Source organism: Vibrio sp. GJ43-1 (assembly GCF_055808835.1).
The window spans coordinates 889,745-910,173 of record NZ_CM147885.1; the positions used below are offsets into that span (position 1 = coordinate 889,745).

The 20,429-nt window shown below is 44.3% G+C and carries 22 protein-coding genes and 2 pseudogenes; 9 read left to right on the forward strand and 15 right to left on the reverse strand.

All coding sequences use genetic code 11. The features are described 5' to 3' along the window. Nucleotides 1-113: 113 nt before the first annotated feature. The 5 genes from AC0L66_RS21330 to AC0L66_RS21350 all read right to left on the reverse strand — a co-directional run bounded on the left by AC0L66_RS21330 (nt 114) and on the right by AC0L66_RS21350 (nt 4,136). Nucleotides 114-1,148 carry a FecCD family ABC transporter permease gene (locus AC0L66_RS21330; protein WP_265674172.1) on the reverse strand — a complete coding sequence of 345 codons (1,035 nt, stop codon included), beginning with the start codon at nt 1,146-1,148 and terminating at the stop codon, nt 114-116. Between the two features lie 132 nt (nt 1,149-1,280). Then, nucleotides 1,281-2,174, reverse strand: coding sequence for a heme/hemin ABC transporter substrate-binding protein (locus AC0L66_RS21335; protein WP_473570822.1), 894 nt, complete (start codon nt 2,172-2,174; stop codon nt 1,281-1,283). A 17-nt stretch (nt 2,175-2,191) separates the two neighbouring features. After that, the gene (locus AC0L66_RS21340) at nt 2,192-2,608 is read right to left on the reverse strand and encodes an ExbD/TolR family protein (RefSeq protein WP_473570823.1); all 417 of its coding nucleotides are present in this window, start codon (nt 2,606-2,608) and stop codon (nt 2,192-2,194) included. Continuing rightward, on the reverse strand, nt 2,605-3,300 hold the full coding sequence (locus tag AC0L66_RS21345) for a MotA/TolQ/ExbB proton channel family protein (protein WP_265674169.1): 696 nt from the start codon (nt 3,298-3,300) through the stop codon (nt 2,605-2,607). Before AC0L66_RS21345 ends, AC0L66_RS21340 begins: the two co-directional genes overlap by 4 nt. Before the next feature lie 2 nt (nt 3,301-3,302). After that, nucleotides 3,303-4,136: an energy transducer TonB gene (locus AC0L66_RS21350; protein WP_473570825.1), complete on the reverse strand. Its 834-nt coding sequence runs from the start codon at nt 4,134-4,136 to the stop codon at nt 3,303-3,305. A 206-nt stretch (nt 4,137-4,342) separates the two neighbouring features. On the opposite strand from AC0L66_RS21350, the gene hutW reads away from it, so the two are divergent. The 3 genes from hutW to hutZ all read left to right on the forward strand — a co-directional run bounded on the left by hutW (nt 4,343) and on the right by hutZ (nt 6,911). Next, entirely contained in the window at nt 4,343-5,746 is a 1,404-nt protein-coding gene (gene hutW / locus AC0L66_RS21355; protein WP_473570827.1) for a heme anaerobic degradation radical SAM methyltransferase ChuW/HutW, read from the forward strand. 46 nt (nt 5,747-5,792) lie between these two features. Continuing rightward, the gene (gene hutX / locus AC0L66_RS21360; RefSeq protein ID WP_473570828.1) at nt 5,793-6,293 is read left to right on the forward strand and encodes a heme utilization cystosolic carrier protein HutX; all 501 of its coding nucleotides are present in this window, start codon (nt 5,793-5,795) and stop codon (nt 6,291-6,293) included. Nucleotides 6,294-6,368: 75 nt separating this feature from the next. Further along, entirely contained in the window at nt 6,369-6,911 is a 543-nt protein-coding gene (hutZ, locus tag AC0L66_RS21365; protein WP_428753133.1) for a heme utilization protein HutZ, read from the forward strand. A 38-nt stretch (nt 6,912-6,949) separates the two neighbouring features. Here hutZ and AC0L66_RS21370 read toward each other — a convergent pair whose 3' ends face one another. After that, on the reverse strand, nt 6,950-7,867 hold the full coding sequence (locus AC0L66_RS21370; protein WP_265674164.1) for a chemotaxis protein: 918 nt from the start codon (nt 7,865-7,867) through the stop codon (nt 6,950-6,952). 188 nt (nt 7,868-8,055) lie between these two features. Here AC0L66_RS21370 and AC0L66_RS21375 point away from each other — a divergent pair, with 188 nt between their 5' ends. The 3 genes from AC0L66_RS21375 (at nt 8,056) to AC0L66_RS21385 (ending at nt 10,415) form a co-directional block, all read left to right on the forward strand. Further along, nucleotides 8,056-8,334 carry a peptidylprolyl isomerase gene (locus AC0L66_RS21375; protein WP_250616217.1) on the forward strand — a complete coding sequence of 93 codons (279 nt, stop codon included), beginning with the start codon at nt 8,056-8,058 and terminating at the stop codon, nt 8,332-8,334. A gap of 77 nt (nt 8,335-8,411) precedes the next feature. Further along, nucleotides 8,412-8,768: a YibL family ribosome-associated protein gene (locus AC0L66_RS21380; RefSeq protein WP_265674163.1), complete on the forward strand. Its 357-nt coding sequence runs from the start codon at nt 8,412-8,414 to the stop codon at nt 8,766-8,768. A 282-nt stretch (nt 8,769-9,050) separates the two neighbouring features. Next, entirely contained in the window at nt 9,051-10,415 is a 1,365-nt protein-coding gene (locus AC0L66_RS21385; RefSeq protein ID WP_265674162.1) for an alpha-amylase family glycosyl hydrolase, read from the forward strand. A gap of 139 nt (nt 10,416-10,554) precedes the next feature. On the opposite strand, the gene AC0L66_RS21390 is transcribed toward AC0L66_RS21385, so the two are convergent. From AC0L66_RS21390 to AC0L66_RS21410, 5 genes and pseudogenes are all read right to left on the reverse strand, one after another. Further along, nucleotides 10,555-10,914 (reverse strand): hypothetical protein, encoded by a 360-nt coding sequence (locus tag AC0L66_RS21390; RefSeq protein ID WP_473570830.1) that lies wholly within the window; start codon nt 10,912-10,914, stop codon nt 10,555-10,557. Continuing rightward, the gene (locus AC0L66_RS21395) at nt 10,884-11,645 is read right to left on the reverse strand and encodes a sulfatase-like hydrolase/transferase (protein ID WP_473570865.1); all 762 of its coding nucleotides are present in this window, start codon (nt 11,643-11,645) and stop codon (nt 10,884-10,886) included. Before AC0L66_RS21395 ends, AC0L66_RS21390 begins: the two co-directional genes overlap by 31 nt. Before the next feature lie 93 nt (nt 11,646-11,738). Beyond that, nucleotides 11,739-12,399, reverse strand: a pseudogene (locus AC0L66_RS21400) (DUF3413 domain-containing protein); the annotation flags it as partial. A 322-nt stretch (nt 12,400-12,721) separates the two neighbouring features. Continuing rightward, nucleotides 12,722-13,945 carry an HlyD family secretion protein gene (locus AC0L66_RS21405; RefSeq protein ID WP_473570831.1) on the reverse strand — a complete coding sequence of 408 codons (1,224 nt, stop codon included), beginning with the start codon at nt 13,943-13,945 and terminating at the stop codon, nt 12,722-12,724. Then, nucleotides 13,939-14,259, reverse strand: a complete 321-nt coding sequence (locus AC0L66_RS21410; protein WP_265674159.1) for an MFS transporter — start codon at nt 14,257-14,259, stop codon at nt 13,939-13,941. Before AC0L66_RS21410 ends, AC0L66_RS21405 begins: the two co-directional genes overlap by 7 nt. Before the next feature lie 125 nt (nt 14,260-14,384). Between AC0L66_RS21410 and AC0L66_RS21415 the strand changes: the two are divergent. Continuing rightward, nucleotides 14,385-15,394, forward strand: a pseudogene (locus AC0L66_RS21415) (helix-turn-helix domain-containing protein). On the opposite strand, the gene AC0L66_RS21420 reads toward AC0L66_RS21415, so the two are convergent. The 4 genes from AC0L66_RS21420 to AC0L66_RS21435 form a co-directional block, all read right to left on the reverse strand. Beyond that, nucleotides 15,357-15,647, reverse strand: coding sequence for a hypothetical protein (locus tag AC0L66_RS21420; protein WP_473570833.1), 291 nt, complete (start codon nt 15,645-15,647; stop codon nt 15,357-15,359). The pseudogene AC0L66_RS21415 and the gene AC0L66_RS21420 overlap by 38 nt on opposite strands. Then, complete coding sequence (locus AC0L66_RS21425; protein ID WP_265674156.1) at nt 15,625-15,843, reverse strand: hypothetical protein; 219 nt, start codon at nt 15,841-15,843, stop codon at nt 15,625-15,627. The genes AC0L66_RS21420 and AC0L66_RS21425 overlap by 23 nt, the downstream gene beginning before the upstream one ends. Before the next feature lie 231 nt (nt 15,844-16,074). Beyond that, entirely contained in the window at nt 16,075-16,938 is an 864-nt protein-coding gene (locus AC0L66_RS21430; RefSeq protein ID WP_265674155.1) for a MurR/RpiR family transcriptional regulator, read from the reverse strand. Between the two features lie 10 nt (nt 16,939-16,948). Further along, complete coding sequence (locus AC0L66_RS21435) at nt 16,949-18,202, reverse strand: amino acid deaminase (protein ID WP_473570835.1); 1,254 nt, start codon at nt 18,200-18,202, stop codon at nt 16,949-16,951. A 197-nt stretch (nt 18,203-18,399) separates the two neighbouring features. On the opposite strand from AC0L66_RS21435, the gene AC0L66_RS21440 reads away from it, so the two are divergent. Both AC0L66_RS21440 and AC0L66_RS21445 read left to right on the forward strand, forming a co-directional pair. Next, the gene (locus AC0L66_RS21440; RefSeq protein WP_473570866.1) at nt 18,400-19,839 is read left to right on the forward strand and encodes an N-acyl-D-amino-acid deacylase family protein; all 1,440 of its coding nucleotides are present in this window, start codon (nt 18,400-18,402) and stop codon (nt 19,837-19,839) included. 54 nt (nt 19,840-19,893) lie between these two features. Continuing rightward, nucleotides 19,894-20,286 carry a RidA family protein gene (locus AC0L66_RS21445; RefSeq protein WP_265674154.1) on the forward strand — a complete coding sequence of 131 codons (393 nt, stop codon included), beginning with the start codon at nt 19,894-19,896 and terminating at the stop codon, nt 20,284-20,286. Nucleotides 20,287-20,429 lie beyond the last annotated feature (143 nt).

The following is a 20,429-nucleotide window of genomic DNA, read 5'->3' on the forward strand; positions in this document are numbered from 1 at the left end:
GACGTTATCTAAAATAGTCGTGTCGGCAAACTTAACTGAAATATGGTGAGCAGAAATGGCGTATTTAGATTCGTTTGTCACAGATTTTCCTATCGTGGTCTCTTGATATGTCATTACAGAATCTTCCCTTTTTGCTGAAAAAGAAGATAGAGGAAAAACGGGGCACCGACGATCGCAGTAACAATCCCGACAGGTAATTCTGCTGGCGCAACTACGACTCTGGCAATCATGTCAGCTGCCGTCATTAACAATGCACCAAGTAGTGCGGATACTGGCAACAGAGTTCGGTGATCAGGGCCTATGAGCATCCGTCCTAAATGAGGGATGACTAAACCGATAAAACCGATAGGGCCAGAAACACTGACGGTGACTCCGACACCGACGGCGGTGAGCAGTATCAATTGACGTTTGAGACGCTGTACGGCAATACCGAGGTGCATTGCTTCAGACTCCCCAAGAAGCAGTGCATTAAGTGCCATCGCCTTCTTGGAAAAAAGTATGATTAGAACCAGAAGCGTCAATGTGGCAAGTGATATTTTTTCCCATGTTGCACCAGCAAGAGAACCCATTGACCATAGAGAAAGATCGCGAAGCATTTGGTCATCGGCGACAAAATTGAGAAAACCGATCCCTGCCCCAGCTAGAGCACTTATTGCCACCCCGGCTAACAGCATAATAGTCACTGATGTGCCAAATTTCCCAGAGCCTAATTTGTAGACTAAAACGGTGGTCAATGCACCGCCAAGGAAAGCGAAAACGGGGACGACGGCGAGGTTCATCAATTCAGGGAATTGTGTGCCGAGTGTAGAAAAACAGACGATGGCAATCGCGCCACCCAACGAGGCACCAGCCGATACACCGATGATACCGGGTTCCGCAAGGGGATTGCGAAATAACCCCTGCATGACAGTGCCACAAATAGCTAAAATTGCGCCAACGACGAGACACAATAGTGTGCGAGGCAGACGGATATCATTGACGACTAAAGGGATGTGAGGCGCGAGTTCATTAGAGCGGGTTGTCAATGCGATCAAGCTATCGGAGAAGGAAATCGACATTGGTCCTACCGTTACGGAGTAAACAGTGGTGACGACAAGTAGGCTAATAAAGCCGACGAAAATAATCGGAAGAGAGTAATGTCTAAGCATAAGTTTACAAGAGTCGCTAAAAGTTAAGGTGCATCCAATTTAATGCAGAGCAGTTAAAAGAAAGGAATGAGAATGAATCGGCGACAGCCAATGACGCGTAATATTTGATGCGCCTCATTGGCTGATATGCGGTTATTTTGGATAAATCTTCTCGTTCAATCTTTGTGCTTCTGAGAGACTTTTTAAACCTAGCCCGCCGACCAGCGCGTGACCATCAATAGTGACAAACTGTTGATTTTGTCCAGCAGGCGTAGCCGCGAGCATCGGCAGAGCTTTTAGTAAGGCATCGGGGCCGCCTAATTGACGATAGCTGCGGTCACTGACCAAAATGATGTCTGGCTGCATTTCAATGATGGCTTCATTTGATAATGGCTTATAAGCATTGAGTTGTTTAGCAGCAGGATTAATGCCCCCAGCAAGCGAGATAATGGCATCGGGCGTGGTACCACTGCCAGCCACATTAGCAGGTCTACCCTCATGGATAAGTAAGAACAGAATCTTTTTCTTTTCGTCTGATGTTGACGGTTGGTTAGCGGTGAGGGCATGGAGTTGGGCATCAATTTTATTATTCAATGCGGCAACGTTATCTTGGGTATGAGTTAACGACGCTATTTGGTCGATTCTTTTTTTAAGCCCAGTGATGCTAGCAGATGTATCAACAACCTCAACGTTAACACCCGCTTGTTTTATCTGATCCAGGGTCGGTTTCGGACCCATTTCATCAGTGCCAATGATGAGAACAGGGTGCATCGCGAGTAAACCTTCTGCCGACAGTGCACGATGATAGCCCACTTTAGGTAATACAAGAGATGGGGGTAATACACTTGTTACATCAACTGCGACCAATTGCTGTTGAGCGTTAAGGGCAAGTAGCAACTCGGTAACCGATGCCCCTGCACTGATGATGTTCTGTGTCTCTTCAGGTAATACCGTCGCTTCTACTTGAGTGGACTGAGCAAAGACACTAAAAGCCATCATGGATGTGATAGCACTGACGATTAACGTTTTACGTAATGGTTGAAACATAATATGTACATTCCTAGTTATTTGGTTGAGTCTTCCGTTAGGAGCTGCGTTGCCGGAATACCGTTATCTTGCATAAAGGCGAGCAGCTGGACTAAATGTTGAACATCAGCCGTTTTGTCGGCTGCAATGATGATCGGTTGGGCAGAGGATTTAGACTCTTCCAGTAACGCAATTTTAAAGTTGTCCCAGTCGATATATTGTTTGGTATTTAAAGCCCAATATGGGGAATCGGCTAGGATATTGACGGTAAGAGATTGGTTAGCTACTTCTGATACGGCATTGGAATCCGTTGCCGGTAGTTCAACGTTTAATGACTCCAAACGAACTGAGGCGGTAAGCATCAAAAACACCATAACAATAAAGATGATGTCTAATAACGGCGTAAGGTCCGGGTAAATGGGCGTGCTGGATGAAGTATCACTGACTTTGATCATGATGCATCCGTGACTGATAATTTATCGAGGTTGCGGGTCTGTACTGGATCTTTGTCGGAATGCGGCATTTCAATACCCTCGAGCCACAGGTTGACAAAGTTAAGGGTGTGCTCCAATTTCGTGACGATTCTTTCTGCCCATAAACCAATAAGTTGTGCGCCAGCGATGGCGGGTAGAGCGATCATAAGACCAGCAGCGGTTGTTCGCATAGCAAGGCCAAGACCTTGTGCGAGGTCGTTTGGTGTGACATTGCCGGAAGCCGCCGCAATACCTTTAAACATCTCTATCAGCCCAAGTACCGTTCCTAGTAAGCCAATCAATGGGCTGATAACACCGATTAGCGATAACAGTTTTAGCCCTGAGTGAAGTTGATGCCGTTTATCTTGTAGCCAAATACTGGCGGCGTCTTCACGCAGTGACTTGGCAAATGAGTGATGGGCCAATAGCATGGCGACACCGCGGTATAGTAGTGGTCGTTTGTCAGATAAGACGGTAGCAAGTTGTTCTATATCTTTAGCGTTAATAGGTGAGATTTGATTCAAATTTTGACGAATAGCTGTCATCCCAACGCCAGTGCTGATGACGATTTGGAAGAGTCGTTCGATGATGATCATCGCAGTTAACGCAGAGCAAATAAGTAATGGCCAAGTCATTAGCCCAAGTTGCTGTTGTAGATAGTGTAGTGGTTCCATGATTAATCCAATTTAAAACGAACAGGAATTTGAATACGATGGGCGACCGCGACCCCTTTAACGGTATAGGCGGAAAATTGCCATTGTTTAATAGCGTCAAGTGCGGTCTTATCCAAAATTGTGGCGCCAGATGAAGAGACAAGCACTTGTTTTGTCTGGTTTCCGGATTCATCAAGCCAGATTTCATAGGTTGCAGTGCCTTCAATTCCGCGCTTTCTGGCAATTCTCGGATATCGAGGTTGCACAGGTGTCGTAGTGAAAGAAGGGGTGTTTCTTAGCACGGGTTCATTACTTACCCCTTGATTAACGACGGCTGGTTGCGCCGAAGTGGGCGCGGAATCGTTCCCCGATGTTTTTGTTTCTGTAATTTCTTCTTTAGGTTCACTTTTTTTAGGAACAGGATTTGATTGCTCCTTCGGTGATGTCTTTGGGATCGTCGATGTGCTTTTCGGCGCCTTGTTAACAGCCTTTTCCCGTTTTACAGGTTGCTTTTTGTTTTTTGTCACCGATGAACGATTCGCTTTCGTTACGGCTTTCTGAACAGAGCGACGTTCTACGGGCTTATTGTCAGTAGAGTTAGTCTTAGCAGAAGTGGTCTCAGAGGAATGAGGTGGTACAGGTGCTTTTTCTGCCGTGTCCGGTGGAACGTCTGTATCACTTGGAGGTGTCGATGATGCCGCTGCAGCCGAAGATTGAGCGATAAAATTGAGTGATACCGATGTAGAGTGGCTACCTGACGGCATTGCAAAGACTTGTTGTGTGTCGTCGACAAGCATAAAACCAATATGGAATGCCACAGATAAGCTTCCTGCAACGACATACCTTTTGATGTTCATAACCCAACCTCTATTCACTTAAATTCTCGACTGACGACCGAGCGCTTTCTCTTGTCATTTACTGTTTCACTAACGAGAGAAGGCGATTATGTATCACAATGAAAATAAGATCAATTATCAATTGCATTATCATTATCACCAATTTATGATCGTGAATATCTTCTACGACCCCTAATTACGGGGGTGATCGGAAACAGAGAATAGATATGCAAATCGACTTAACTCATCTTGATGCGACACACTTCGGTGTTTCTTCGCCCGATCCGCTGCGCTTCGCTTTTACTCAGAAGACGTCGCCTCATGCTAGTGGTATGGGCACGCCGATAGAAACCGCGCGTTATGAGTCTCTATTTCAATCACTGACTTCTGTGTCTTCAAAGCGCTCGAGCAAGCGCTGCCTTTACATCCATATTCCTTTTTGCCGAGTACGTTGTACGTTTTGTAACTTTTTTCAAAACGCAGCAAGTCGGCAGTTAGTCGATGATTATTTTAAAGCGTTGCTTAAAGAGATAGAGCTGAAATCTCGACTTGCTTGGACTCAAACAGGTTTGTTTCATGCCGTTTATATTGGTGGTGGAACGCCAACGGATTTGTCCCCTGATCAGATACAAAGATTGGGTAAAGCGATTCGTCGCTCGTTTCCTTTAGCGACGGATTGTGAAATGACGCTAGAAGGAAGAACTAACCGATTTAGCGATGAAATGTTCGATAAAGCATTGGAAGGCGGGTTTAATCGCTTTTCCTTTGGTGTGCAGAGTTTTAATACTAAAGTAAGACGCAGTGCCAAAAGACTAGATGATCGTGAGGTTGTGCTTGAACGGGTCTCTCACTTAAGTTCATTGGACGAAGCCCCCATTATCATCGACCTACTCTATGGACTCCCATATCAAACACTCGAAGTCTTTGCCCAAGACCTTGTCGACTTTAAAGATTCAGGCGCGCATGGCGTTGATCTTTATCAGCTTGTTGTTGGTGGTAACGCGCCAATGCTTAATATGGTCGAGAAAGGACGTATAGAGCCACCAGCCAATTCTGCGCAGAAAGCTTCTATGTACGAATACGGTGTCGCATTCATGAATGAACACTTTATTAAGCAACTCAGTGTTAATCACTGGGCACGAGACAGCAGAGAACGCAGCCAATACAACAGTGTTGCAAAGACCTATGCGGAAGTGTTGCCAATCGGGTGTGGGGCTGGTGGCAATATAGGTGGCTATGGAATGATGAACCATCGATCATTAGATTCGTATATGTCTGCGATGCGTTCAGGCGATACAACTATTGCGATGATGAGCAAACACCATTCACTGGAGTCAGTATTTGCGAGTTTGAAAGCTGGGTTTGATAGTGGCGTAGTGCGTCGAAGCGTATTAGCCATGACTCAAGGGCACGATACTTTTGAGTTGCTTACACCTCTGTTTCAAGTGTGGGAGCAAAATGGTTTAGTTGAACTCAAAGGGGACTACTTGCTATTGACGCTAGCGGGTAGCTTTTGGGCAGTAACCTTAGCTCAAGGGGCGATATCTGCCTTGTCGACGTTGAGTCATGGGCAGCATTCCGTTTCATCACCGCTGTCTCATGGTAATAAAAAGTTGCATTTCGTCGCCTAATTGACGAAATGCGATGATGAATCATCAGATTAAATAGGAACAATAAATGACGTTAAAGCAAAAAGTTGCAGCGATTCTGGCGGACGAACCTAAATTACTACCCGCTGCGATTGCAGATAAACTCGCGGTAAGTGAGTGTGAAGTAGTGTGCGCATTACCTAGTGAAATGGTTGCTGTCTCAGGAGGGAGTATTGCCCAAGAAGTCTTGGAATCTATCACCACGTGGGGACCTGTGACAACGATTGTCCACTCGTTCGGCTCCATCTTTGAGGTTAAAGCCCCGTTTCCAAAGGGTAAAATGGCACGAGGCTATTATAATCTTATGGGTAAAGACGGCGAGTTACATGGACATCTCAAGTTAGATCTGATTACTCATGTTGCGTTAGTGAGTAAGCCTTTTATGGGCAATGAAAGCCACTACTTTGGCTTTTTTGATGCACTTGGTCATAACGTGTTTAAGATTTATCTTGGGCGTGACGACAAGCGTCAACTGTTGCCAGAGCAGGTGACTCGTTTTAAAACGATGCAAAGTAAATTACGCCAATAGTACGATACGGCAGCGAAAAACCCACTTTATAACACGATAAAAATAATCAAAGTACAGTCAGAAAAGGAACAGAAAATGGATCAGCAAGTTAAGCAAGAGCGACTACAGGGACGATTAGGTCCTGAAATCAAAGAGTTTCGCCAAACGCGTAAAACGATTCAACTTGCTACCGTCGATGGGGAAGGTTGCCCGAATGTTAGCTATGCACCATTTGTCCAAAATCAAGATGGCTACTTTGTGCTGATTTCACAAATCGCACGTCATGCCCGTAATTTACAAGTGAACCCAAACGTATCCTTGATGATGATTGAGGATGAATCTGAAAGTAAGCAGTTGTTCGCTCGTAAGCGTTTGACGTTTGATGCCGTTGCAACCGTAGTTGAAAGGGACACACAGCAATGGCATGCAGTGGTCGCTCAGATGCAAACGCGTTTTGGTGAGATTATTGATGGCTTAAGTCAGTTGCAAGATTTTGTATTATTTAACCTAAAAGCGGAACAAGGGTTATTTGTTAAGGGGTTTGGTCAGGCGTATCAGGTATCTGGTGAGGACTTAGTCGACTTTGTCCACTTACAAGAGGGGCATCGCCGCATAGAAAACAGCGATACCGTAGAGTAATGGTTTTATAGTCAATACAATGATCGATGCAGAATCTGTTATGAGGCCGCTTTGGATTCCACAAAGGTTTCGGCGCCTCGTAACATAGCCTCAATGAGCTCTCCTGCATTGAACTTTACTAACGCTTCGTGTGCGCCCACCTGCCTTGCGCGATCGGTACACATCTCGCTAGATAAAGAGGTGTGTAGGATTCGATAGGCGCGGTTCAATGATGTGTCATTTTGCACTTCAAAAACGAGCTCATAACCGTCGAGTCCTGGCATTTCAATATCACTGACAAGGATGTCGATTGCTTGAGGGGAGTGCGCTTTTTCACGCATAAAAGCCAACGCGCTGTTGCCATCTTTGCAGATCTCAAAGGGGATATTAATTTGGTTCAGCGCATCGCCAAGCTGTTTTCTTGCGATAGATGAATCATCCACAAGTAATACGTTCAAGGCCTTCATTCGCTCTCGTTGCACATCTGTGAGCATCGGGATTTTAGTATCAGCGTATTGTGGGTAAATTTTCGACAATAGTAACTCTACATCGAGTAGCTGGACGATGTCGTCATTAAACTTAGTGACTCCGGTAACGAAAATATTCTTTCCAGAACTTTCTGGCGCTGGCTCTATTTCCTTCCAATTACACTCTATGATTTTATCGATTTCTCTCACCATAAAGGCGACCACGGTGCGCAGACAGTCGGTTACAACAAGATACGTCGTCGAATACTCTTCGGGAGTAATCGGTCTAAAGCCAATGGCCGCTGCCATATCGATGACGGGAACGGTTAAGCCACGGATGCTTACTGTGCCAACCACATGACGATGAGAGTAAGGGATTTGTGTTGTAGGCAAAAATGGCACGATTTCTCGCACTTTAAGTGTGCCGATGGCAAAGCGCTGTTTCTGCATATTAAGCGTAAATAGCAACATACCTTGTGCTTGATTGGCTTTACTTATTTTTGTCGACATTGGTATTCATACTCTAGGTTGGTGACAGTCTAATTCTATAGAATAGTTTTAGTTTTCCCTAACTTATCTGCGGCAGATCAGAATAAAGTTGAAGTGGCTTGGATTGTAAACGTGATTTCGCTCTCATTTTGATTTACACTTTGCGCTATTAGTAGCATCTCTTCATTTTGTATTAGGGTAGACACGTTATGGCAAGAACCGCACACGCACTTCACATCCTTGTTAAGCATAAAGACAAAGCAGACGACATTATGGGTCAGTTGAAAAAAGGTGCTAAATTTCAGGCTCTTGCTAAGAAATATTCTACGTGTCCTTCTGGCAAAAAAGGAGGAGACCTCGGTGAGTTTAGAAAAGGTCAAATGGTTCCACAATTTGACAAAATCTGCTTTACCGGAGAAGTGTTAACGCCTCACCTAGTGAAAACAAAGTTTGGCTGGCACATCGTAAAGGTTCTATACCGTACTTAAACTTAACAGCATGCGTGGGGAGTCTGTGATACACTCCGCGTCCGTTTTATTCATTCGTATACTAGGTTCAGATTACAATGAGCATGAAAAAAGAAATCCAAACACTTAAAAACCGTCTTGATGCTTGTCGTCATAAGCTAAACAGTGCTCAATCTCGTAGTGACAGCGAGATGATCTCTAAATTTACGGATGAAATTGATAAGCTGACAAAGAAACTGGCTCAGCTTCAGCATAAAGAAAGCTATGACATGAACAAAGAGCGTAAGAGCTTGCTGGACATGCCGTTCTACCGTGAAATCACGAAAGCAGAACAAGCGGATTTAGGTAAATTGAAAAAGAGCGTGAAAGGCTTAGTGGTTGTTCACCCAATGACGAAGATTGGTAAAGAGCTACGCCTAGATGTGATGACAGGCTTTGCACCTAAGAAGTTTTAACTCTTTTCCGATAGACGAGTAGAGATATTAACGCGCCCTCAACGGCGCGTTTTTTTATGTCCAACATTTAGATGGTAGTGGTGATAGACGCCGTTAGTTATCTACAACGAGGTAGTTATCTATAATGAGTTAGCTATCTACAACGAGTTAGTTATTTAGTACCTAATAGTCGCTACGCCTAGCTCCTCATACAACAGAAACCGAGTAGAGGAGGATTTGGCGGTGATGAGTTTCGATATAATGGCAAACAGAGTAACACACGCATTATTGACAGGAGTCAACATGTCACATTCGGCACTGAGCCAGAGTAATGTCATTTTGCATGCCTTTGATTGGCCATATGCATTGGTAACAGAAAGAGCACAAGAGATTAAAGCTGCGGGCTATAAGACGATACTGGTTTCGCCTCCGATGAAATCATTTAGACAATCTACGTCTGTTCAATGGTGGCAGCTTTATCAACCGCAAGACTATCGAGTGATTGATAATAAACTGGGTAATACTGAAGACTTTAAGGCAATGATGGTAACCCTTAATGCACTTGATTTATGGGTATATATCGATGTGGTTTTTAATCATATGGCCAATGAATCCGGCGCTAGATTAGACCTGCAGTATCCGAGTTCCGAAGATTTAGCACGCTATCGCTCTCATCATCAGTATTTTGAACAACAGAAGTTATTCGGAGATCTTAGCGAGCCACTTTTTGATGAAAATGACTTTGTTGAGGCATTTGGTATTAAAAACTGGAAAGATCGATGGGAGGTTCAAAATGGCCGCCTAACGGGAGGACCAAAGGATCCTGGCTTGCCAACCTTAAGAACCAGTAAGCGGGTGATAGACCAGCAACAAGCGTATTTACGAGCGATGAAGGGTCTTGGGGTTCGAGGGTATCGTATTGATGCGGCAAAGCACCTCAGCCTTGAACATATCCAGGCGGTATTTACCGATGATATAACAGATGGAATGCACGTCTTTGGCGAAATTATTACCGATGGTGGTGCAACCAAAGAAGAGTATGAACTGTTTTTGCAGCCTTATTTGAAAGCAACTCGTCTATCGGCGTATGATTTTCCATTGTTTAATACCTTATTTGAGGTTTTCCAAAGTGATGGGAGCATGGCTTCGCTTATTGATCCTTACTGCTTTGGTCAAGCACTTACCAATGCACGTTCGATCACTTTTGCAACCACCCATGACATTCCCAACAATGATGTATTTCAAAATTTGGTATTAACAGAGCAAAATGAATGGCTTGCGTATGTCTATATTTTAGGTCGAGATGGTGGGGTTCCGCTCATTTATTCAGACTTGGATCCTAGTGGGATCACCAATCAACAAGGGCAACCAAGGTGGGTTAATAGCTGGAACGATCCTAAACTATCACGGTTGATTGAGTTTTATCATCGTATGCATGGTGAGAGTTTTGAGGTGATAGAAGCGAATGATGACATTCTTGCCTTTACTCGTGGCAGTAAAGGGTTGGTCGTGATTAATAAGTCTCAACGTGATAAGACTATATCGATTGATCCGACGATTCAGTTAGTGTCCGCCTTTGATGCTCGTCAAAATGCGACTCAAGGAGAGGTGCGAGTTGCAAGGTGTAGTGCAGAAGTCTTCTACATCGAGGTGCAGGACGATATCTAAGGGCAAAGTGAGTGACTTAGTGGGAATACTTAACGGTTAGTATTTCTGGTCTAGTGCTTGAATCGCCGATTGAATAAAAAAACGGAAGAAGCGAACGCTTCTTCCGTTATTAATGAACGCAATTAAATGGGTTATCTCGTTATTTTGTGTATCGAGTTAGCACTTCTAACGCGTATTGCATACGTTCACGATCAATCTCTTGTTCTGGTAGCAGTCGGTTGCTGCCGTCCCTGACTTCGTATAGCCCGTTACCTTTCAACGAGAAGATTTTATCTTCAGACACAATAGAGTAGTCACCATAGTCAGCAACGATGGTAAACGGTCGATCAACCGCTTCTCCTAAGAGGTCTTCACCAATGGTGTAGTCTTTTAGATCATTAGTCACGCCTAAATAGTTCTTCATCAGCGTTGGCACTAAATCAAAGTGGGTGGTCATCATACCCGCGGGCCATTGGTTGCTTGCTTTGTCTATACCAGCGCCGAGCAAGATAAATGGCACTTTGATTTGCGCCTCGGTAAAGTTACCGTTGTGACCCCAGAAGTTTTGTCCGTTGTCGTTAAACTCTTCACCATGGTCACTGCAGTGACAATGATTAATGTATCGTCGTACGTGCCTTCCGCTTTAAGCTTCTCAACCACTTCTTTAATTTTACTGTCAACAAAGTGTGTGCTGGTGCGATAACGATTTAACACTGGCTCTGGATCCGAGTCATTACTGCGAACAAACGGGTTATTAGGTCCAGACATTGGCTCAAATCTTGGCTGGTAATCTTTAGGGAATACGAAGCCATGTGGCGCATCAAAGAACATGAATGAAAAGGTGGGTTTGTCGGTACGGTTGTCATACCACGTTTTCCAATCTTCCACGAGTTCAATGTCTCTGTCCGACGCATCACCTTTTGCTTGACCACGAAGACGTAAGTTAGGGATCTTGGCAAAAATGGTACGATTGAACTCAGGCGACTCAATGTGCGCAGAGGTAAACACACCAATTTGATAGTCGAGTTGTTGCAATCTATCCATCAATACGGTTGGACGCTGGTTGGCTAGCATTGGGTGCCAGTATGGACCCGGCAGTCCGTAGAACAGACCAAATGTGCCCATGCGGGTTGCGTTACCCGATGCGTAGTGTTTATCAAAAGATACGCCTTCTTTAGACATCTCATACACGGTTGGCATGTATTGCGGTGTGACGGTATCTGGTCGCCATGAGTCAATCAGGATCAACATGATGTTTTTTGGTTGGGCTGGAGCGTCGCCGACCAATGGATGGACAGGGTAGTTCAAGCCGCCTTGGATTTTTGGTGTTTTTGCCTGACTTTGTTCAAGCTCTTCTCGGTCAAGCCATCCATGTTTGATTAGGAAAGAGTTGGCGATTGTTGGGTAAAACACAGGTAGATATTGGTTTACAAATGTTACTGCACTGATAGGTTTTAGCCGATGCCCAGATGTGAATGCCATGACTGGTTAAAGTCGTGACTAAAAACAGTGGGAAAAAGATTTTACGCAGTGATTTAGTAAAGCCAAAGGATTGGCTTTCCATACGACCTAGCGCCCACCATTGCAGTGCAAATACACCGCCAAGTCCGGCAACAAGCATTGCCCATGCCGATAATGGGAACTCTACAATTTGCCCTGACATTACCAGTGATAGCACTGGGTAGTTTAGGTGGAATCGGTAGAATCCAAACACCATGGTGTCGACGAACAAAAACGTCAGGCCTAAGGTAGCCATTAGGGCAAGGATAGGTCGTTTAACCTTTAGGGGGAGGACGCAAAGCACTAACCCGAGTAACCAAAACACTAACGCTAGTAGGCTCATGTGGCTAAAGAGACTGGTTGCAGCAAATGTGGTTTGGATGCCATCAAATGGCAACTCTGGAAAATATAAGAAGTAGCGAACGCCAATCAGCGTTGCTAGCAACGCGTTGAGAATAAGGAACTCGTAATAAGCACTTAAGCGCGTTTTAAAAAGTTTAAACATTTTGATTAACCAATTTACTAAGTAACATCAATACAACAGGCCGATAACCTGAGATTAGGATGGGGCACATTGTAGGGGAGTGAGGCAAAAAACTGAAACGAAAAAGCGTCATTAGTGACAAATCGTTACGTTTCGCCCCAACCGTTCAGTGACTTAGAGTAACGGATTTACTGTGGCAATAGACTCATGCGTATCACATGCGCTTATTGCTTTTTTGTATATGGTAAGTCTAAGGGGGAGTCAGTAAAAAGCCACTCAATGAGAGTGGCTAATGCCGTAGTTCGTCAACCTAATTGTTATTTTATAGTGATATCTAGGCGTGTTAAATTGAGTAGAAGTAGTAAAGCTGCGACTTCATTCTCAGTATGATACCTCTTATGACATCAAGGAAACCAAGAAACGCGATGGGTTTTTCCCCACTGATCCAAGCAAGGCCAACGGCACCAACGGGAATGTCATAGCCTTCTGTTTCATATACTTTTAAACGAACGAAGTGATGCTTGTTATTTAGGTTTTTTCCAGTTGTTGCTCGTACGGATTGATCCAGACCGAGTAATGTTCCTTGAGATTCGCCCGTAGCTTCAATAATCCCTTCTACCTCAGCAGCAAAGACGTGACCAGGATAGACAGACGTAGAAAACTCAGCGGGTTGACCGGGTTTGATATTTCGGATTGCTTGATGGTTGACACGCATTAACACGTATTTCTCGTTGGTGTACATCTGTATTCTTGGTACTCGAGATAATAATTGTCCTTCACGCAGAATAAAGTTGGTGACAAAACCATCGCTGGGAGCGGAAACTTTAGTGCTGTCCAGATCCCACTTAGCGCGCGCGATTGACTCGTTGGCCGCTTTTAAATCGTTATTTCTGCTTTCAACCGCTAACTGTGATTTATTGATGGATAGGAAAGCTTTTTCGGCGTCGATCTTTTTCTTGTCAAGTTGTGAGCTAATGGTTTTAACCTTATGTCTTGCCATTTCAACCAAACTGATTTGTTTATCAATATCGCTTTCCGTGATGGTGTTGCTGACGACTGAATTTTGTTCCTGGTAACGTTTGAGCATCTTAGTTTGCAGTTCATATTCAACGGTTGCAGAGCGAAGCTGACTCTTTGATGTCTGGACACTTTTTAGCATCGAGTCATAATTGGATTCTGCGATGTCAACATCCTGAATGGCACTGTCATAGGCGCCTTTTGCAATGTCACGTTGAATAAGGGATTGGTCATAAGCAATTTGATATGGCTTAGGGTTAATTTCATAGACTAATTGTCCCTTGTCTAATTGTTGGTTGGGCTTAATATGCAGCTTGATGATTTTCCCAGAGACATTGGAAGAGTCGGGGCGTAATTGGATGTGTGGCGCTTGTACCAAGGATCCTCCGGATAAGTCCATAGGTGTGTAATTGATGAGTCCAACCCAAACGAAAAGCAGCCAACTGACGCCGCCAATGTAAGCAAAGCCTTTGGAAAGTTTATTCCATGGCATACCCACTAATCGTAGTAAGTATATAAATAGCGCCCATACCGCTAAACCCTCTAGCATGCTGTGTCCTCCTCGTTGCCTTTGTTGTCTAACCAAATATCTCTAAAACGAACGATGGCTTTTTCCATATCCACAAACGCGATGATAACCGCGATGACCCACACCCAGTGCCAAACAAAGCCAATCCAAGTGAGTGTGGTGATTAAGCCTAATTGATGATGGTCATGGCGATGAGCTTTGTTAATAGGCAGTTCATGAATTCTCCAGAAACCGTAAATAGCGGCACCAATTGTGGTGATTAGCATTACAGCAGACACAATGTGCAACGCGGTATCGGCTCCAGTCCCGACAAACGGGACACTTAATAAACTCATTGTTCGATCTCATGTTCATACGAAGAGTGCAGAGTCTATGCGACGATGAAATATTGATTTACAAAATGATTGATTTCATCAAGAATCATGAATAATTGATGAGATCGATGAGTGTGGAGTCCCTCATGTTTGAGAATGTACACTTTGTACGGGCAATAGCGATGAAAGGGCTGATGGAAGGATTGTTTGCCACATATGGTGTTAGATCCACCGCATTTGGCATTCCTAGTTCGGTGTTTGACTCGCCAATGACGTTAATCCCAGTTTCAGTTCTTAATCACTACTATGAAAATATCGAGGCGCTGACAGGTGATCCTGATGCCGTTCTTAATTTGGTTCGTAGGGGGAACCTTGAGCAGTTGGGGTCGATCAGCCGTTGGTTTTTTCAGGTCATGATTTGGCGTCTGCTATTCGTCGGATTAATTTTGGAGTGACCTGTATCCAATCTGGCGCGTTCTTTAGAGGGGAAGCTGTCGGACCGTTGATTAAATGGACCTATCTAAATGACTCAATTTCAGCTCAGGGCAAAGTGCACGATGGCATTCGAGTGGCTAATTTTATGTGCAACGTACTGATGCGGTATCTGGGCAATCAATTTACGCCCGATCGAATTTGTATACCGGGATCACGGGTGAACAGTCAAAAATACCAGGCGTATTTTGGCTGTCCTATTGAGTGGGGGCACGATCAAGTCGAAGTCTGGTTACCCAATAAACTGCGACTTGAAGGAAGTAAAGTACCCTCGATAGCGGTAGACAAATTATCGATGAGTTTTGCCGATCTTGATAACTATTTGAATATGCCTGATCCGCAAGATCATATGAAGGTATTGTATGAAGTGGTGAATTATGCACGCCATTCTGGGTTGCCGACCTTAGCTAAGGTGTCTGGTCTTCTATCTTTGTCTGAGCAGCAATTGCAGCGGCGGTTGCAATCTTCGGGGTTGAATTTTACGTCGATTGTCGGCTTTGTTCTTTCAGGAGAAGCGGCAAATATGATTATTCTAGGGATGCCCTTTGAACAGATCGCCGCTCGTCTTGGTTATCGTAACCTGACAAGTTTTAGTCGTATGTTTAAAAAGTACCGCGGCATCACCCCTACGCAATACCGCCAGAATTACCTGTCGGCATACTAGAAAAAGGGAGCGCCATTAATGATGGTGAGGGTGAAATGACGCGATGATGTGGCGTCATTTCATTTGAATATTGGGCTTGAGGAGTGGTTAGTTTCTGCGTATTTTGATTATCCCAATCTGACAGAGTGCGGTTGTCGCACCCCATGATTGCAGCGCTGATAAATACCGCGAGATAAAACACAAAAGCAACCATTTTTCGGCTGTGCCGTGCTTTTAACCGCTGCGGCTGGCTATTTGGTTGAGACGTTTTCATATTCACCTTCGATAGTCGCTCCAGGGGCGGCGTCTTGGCGGAATGGTTGGCTGTTTAATTGCTGTTCCATCTGCTTTTTAATACGGTTGCCAGTAATAAATGCGGCGATGGCCAGTGGGATTGCCATTAGCAAACTGAATATCATCGCAAAGAAACCAATGATCAACGCGCTAATGGTAATAAGTAAGTTTTTCATAGTAACCTCTGATAAAAAGCGAGTAGGGGGCTAGCATACCGTTTTGATTCTGAATCAAACATGAACAACTGAATACGGTTTGTATTAATACTGTGAAAGTGGGTATTTTGGTTAATCGGATATTGGTCGCATGAGTCGTGAGAAGATCGAAAAAGCTGCACGAATGCAGCTTTAGAATTATTTGCGGGATTTACCTAATACTCATGGTTGGCATAAAGCCTATAAGCACGGCTAGTCACCTAAAGGTTGGCGATCACTGCCTGTTCGATGCGAATCAAGAGCCAGTTTAAGCCGTCGCAGGCGATCTCGGGAGCGACGTTTGTGATTCACCGCCAACTCCATAGAAAGCACGTCGACCAGCGCTAACATGGCATAGCGAGAAGCGGATGGCTTATAAATAAAATCCGTTTCTTGGTGAATGATGGGCAGCACTATGTCGCAGGTATTCGCCAATGGAGAATCGGCTGGTGTAATCGCGATCAATTTAACACCATATTCTTTTGCAATCACTGCAGATTCAATCACTTGTGGTGTATGTCCTGTCGCTGAAATGAGCACCATCACGTCATTAGGATCGGCGGTTGCAGCGACCATCCGAGTTAGCAAACCATCATTATAGGCAACAACCGGGTAGCCTAAGCGAAACAGGCGGTGTTGTAGTTCTTGGGAGGTAATGGTGGACCCGCCACCCACACCGATCGCAATGACTTGTCTTGCTGAGTGAAGCATGGCTACGGCTTGAGTTATGTCTTGCTCGTTGATGAGCGCTCGGTTGATGTCGAGCGCTTGTTTAATCGACTCATAAATACCTTGATGGCTAGTATGATCGGGTGGCTCAATAATGAACCGCTGGCCAACGGCGAGAGACTGGGCAAGCTTAATCTTGAGATCACGAACATTGATACATCCAACCGCTTTTGCGAAGCGCGTAATGGTCGCTTCACTGACATTCGCCTGTTGAGCTAACTCGGTGATGCTGGCGTTAGCGGCACTACTGACATCATCCATCACTAAATCGGCTACTTTTTTTTCTGCATCACGAAGCGCGCTATAGCGCTCAGTTATTTGCGAAATAATATCGACGTCTACATTCACAGTTTTTTCCTTAGAAAGCCGTTTCAACCCATTGTTCTACAACGTGTTCATCATTACTGATGGCAATATAACGCCACTTGTCAAACGTTAGGCATGGATGCGAAGTTGAAAAAGCTATCATATCACCAACTTGGATATCTGAGTCAGTTGGAATCGCCAAAAATGTATGTTGATCCATGACATTAGTCGTGGTGATATCATTTACCGGTAGTGCCTTCCCGTTACGATAGCGGCGTTCAGCGGTTGGCAGTCCTGCGTCAAAGGCGACATCCCGTTTACCCAACCCAACCACGGCTTTATTGGGTTCTGGCCTTGAAATAACGTAAGCCCAGACCTCAAGAGAAGAGGTAAGGTCACCTCCTAAATCACAGGCAAAACCACTATTTTTTTGCGCTCGTGCCATGACTTTTTCTTGTGCTTCCAGATAAATACCCGTGTCATGGATAACATAACAGCCAGGGCGAATGATGGCTTCAAAGTCATCGAGGTTTGCCAGCGTTTCTGCAACGACGTCATACCATGCCGACCCAGCTCCAGTGAGAATGGGTAGCGGTGGAAGAAGCTTATCGCTGAGTAACTGGCGACCTAATTGGATGGTGGATGTTAATAGGTCACGAACTCGTTGTTCTTCATCTCCGCCATGAATCACCCCTTCATAAACTTCGATCCCAACGAGTTTGACATTGGGTTTACCTTCGATGTATTGCGCCAACGTCATGACATCATCGTGGCTTCTTACCCCGCATCGACCACCTTCCACGCCTAGCTCAATGAGTACGTTAATCGTTTGGCCTTTTGCCGCAAAGAAGGTATTGAGTTGATCAACGTTGGTTTGGGAATCAACACAGCATATGACTTGGCTTTCCGTCTCTTCGATTAGGCGAGAAATCATCGCCATATTGGTTTTTCCGACAAGCTGGTTCGCCATAATAATATTGGTCATACCGCTGTGAGCGGCTACTTCTGCTTGTGGCGCGGTGGCAACGGTAATCCCCCAAGCGCCTTTTTCCTTTTGTTGTTGAAAAAACGCGGGTGTCATGGTGGTTTTCCCATGCGGACATAGCTTTACGTTATGGTGGATCGCAAATTGTTGCATCCAGTCCATGTTGTGTTCTAGAGCTCGCTTATTGATGACGGCAACGGGCAAACTAATGTCCTCGTTAGTCACGTGGTAACGGTGCTCCTGGTGAGTGGTAATAGGTAATCCTTTCATACCTCTAATGGATGAGAAATCCAATGTTTTGTGATTGTTTCTATCATTCATAATATTTCCCCCGGACAAAAAATGTTAGATAACTTAGTGTAAGTTATTGTTTTTAGTGGTTTGATTAGGAGTATATTAAGTGTTGTGTTAGAAACTATCAAACTTCATGGTGATAATTGTGTGTTTGGTCACTGAAATGTTTAAGGATAGTTTCTAACATAGGCTTCGTGAAATGAATGGGAATAAGAGAGATGACTATGTTGTTCGACATCATTATAAAAAACGTAGAAATTGTCGATGGAATGAGCTCTAAAGCGTATTTTTCGGATGTGGCAATTCTTGGTGATCGAATTGCTGAGATTGCACCAATGGATGCAGGGTTAGCTAAGCATGTTATTGAGGGGCAGGGAAAAGTACTCAGCCCTGGTTTTATCGACGTTCATACCCATGATGACACGAATGTTATTCGCTACCCAGAGTGTCTGCCTAAAATTAGTCAGGGTGTGACGACTGTGATTGTGGGAAATTGTGGCATTAGTGCGTCTCCGGCAGTGTTAGCGAATGAGCCACCCGATCCAATGAATTTATTGGGTCAACAAAAGGATTTTAAGTATCCAACGTTTGCGCATTATGCCGATGCCGTAATGACGGCACAGCCAGCTGTAAACGTTGCTGCACTTGTCGGTCACACCACGTTACGAAATAACGTCATGGATGAATTGCTTCGTGAGGCAAGTGAAAGCGAATTATTGTCAATGAAAGCCACGCTTTCGCAAGCGTTAGAGCAAGGGGCACTTGGTCTGAGTTCTGGTTTAGCTTATGCCAGTGCCAAACAAGCGACCGCTGAAGAAGTCATGAGCCTCGCAGAAGTACTCGCCGATCATGGTGGCATCTATACCACACACATGAGAACCGAATTTGAGGCGATTTTAGAAGCGATGGAAGAGGCCTTTGAAACCGTAGAACATGCCAAGGTGCCTGTTGTCATTTCTCACTTGAAGTGCGCAGGTGCGGGAAATTGGGGGAGAACGGTTGAGGTTTTGGAGTTGATGGAGGAAACCGTCAAAAATCAAGATGTTTCTTGTGACTGCTATCCATACTCTGCTAGCTCTTCGACGCTTGACCTTAAACAAGTAACCGATGAAATTGATATTTTCATTACGTGGTCAGAAGCGTTACCAAAGTTTGCGGGGCAAATGCTAAAAGACATCGCAAAACAAATGGATTTACCATTACTTGAGGCGGCAAAGGCATTGCAACCCGCCGGGGCGGTTTATCATTGTATGGATGAAGCGGACGTTGAGCGGGTTCTTAAGTACCGTTTGACCATGGTGGGTTCTGATGGTTTGCCAAATGACCCTCATCCGCATCCTCGATTGTGGGGGACGTTCCCAAAAGTACTGAGTCATTATTGTCGAGATAGAAAACTATTCTCACTTGAAGAAGCTGTACATAAAATGACTGGGTTGTCTGCACAGCGATATAATTTGAAGCAACGTGGAATAATCGAAAAAGGCGCATTTGCGGATTTAGTAATATTTGATAAAAATCGAATTAAAGATACGGCAACATTTGAAGATCCAATATCAGTTGCTGATGGAATAGATTGTGTTCTAGTTAATGGTCATATTAGCTATAGCAATAAAGAAGTGGCAAAGAATAGGTTTGGTCGATTTATTTATCGACATAAAGAGTAATATTGATGCAATCAATATTTAGGTAAGTAATTAAGTATAAATTTTGGAGTTAAAATGACTATTAAACGTTACGGTGTTGAAGGTGGAGTGGGTACTGGTGGTCAGCATCTTCCGTTTGCGAGAGCAACAGAGGCGGGCGGTTTTCTATATGTTTCAGGTCAAACACCAATGACCGATGGTGAAGTGGTCGAAGGGGGCATTATTGATCAGTCTCGCCTTGCTATCCAAAACTGTGTCGACATTATGGAAGAAGCGGGCTACGGCCTTGAGGATGTGATGCATGTTAAAGTTGTGCTGACAGATTCTCGTTACTTCCAATCGTTCAATAAAGTATTCCGCGAGTTTTTTGGTGCGAACCCTCCAGCTCGTATCTGCATGGTTTGTGACTTAGTTGTTGATGTAAAAGTAGAAGTTGACGTGACCTGCTATCGCTCAGATCGTGCTTAGATGTTACTCCTATTAATATAATTAATGGGAAGTATATTAAGTAACATTGGAAGGGCATGATGATGCCCTTCACATAACAATAAAAATTCACTTTGAATTAAAATTATTCAACCAATAAATGTTACTTTTAGATAATAACGTAA